Origin of the sequence: Streptomyces hilarionis (assembly GCF_024539675.1) — a bacterium.
Lineage (GTDB): Bacteria > Actinomycetota > Actinomycetes > Streptomycetales > Streptomycetaceae > Streptomyces > Streptomyces hilarionis.
The window spans coordinates 1-271 of the sequence record NZ_JAHHIT010000724.1; the positions used below are offsets into that span (position 1 = coordinate 1).

Consider the following 271-nt stretch of genomic DNA (forward strand, 5'->3'; position numbering starts at 1 on the left):
CCCCCGCTACCGAACCCGGCAAAGCGGGCGCAACCGATGCCGCCAAAGCCGCCGACGGCAAAAGCGGCGGTGCCTCGCGTCTGGATGGCGACGAACAATTTGCCGAGCGGGTCTCGTCCGCCGAACCCGAACGCGCACGCGCCTCGCAATTGCATAATCTGGCAACGGTGGTGCCGCAGGGTGCGATCATCCCCGCCGTGCTGGAAACCGCGCTCAATTCGGATTTGCCCGGTTTCGCGCGCGCGGTGGTCAGCCGCGACGTGCGCAGCTT

Annotated in this window: 1 protein-coding gene; it reads left to right on the forward strand. The window is 67.5% G+C overall.

Going from position 1 to position 271, the window contains the following annotated elements; all coding sequences use genetic code 11:
• Window positions 1–271: TraB/TrbI/VirB10 family type IV secretion system protein (locus KMS84_RS40145; RefSeq protein ID WP_256921593.1), on the forward strand; the 271-nt coding region annotated here is incomplete at both ends.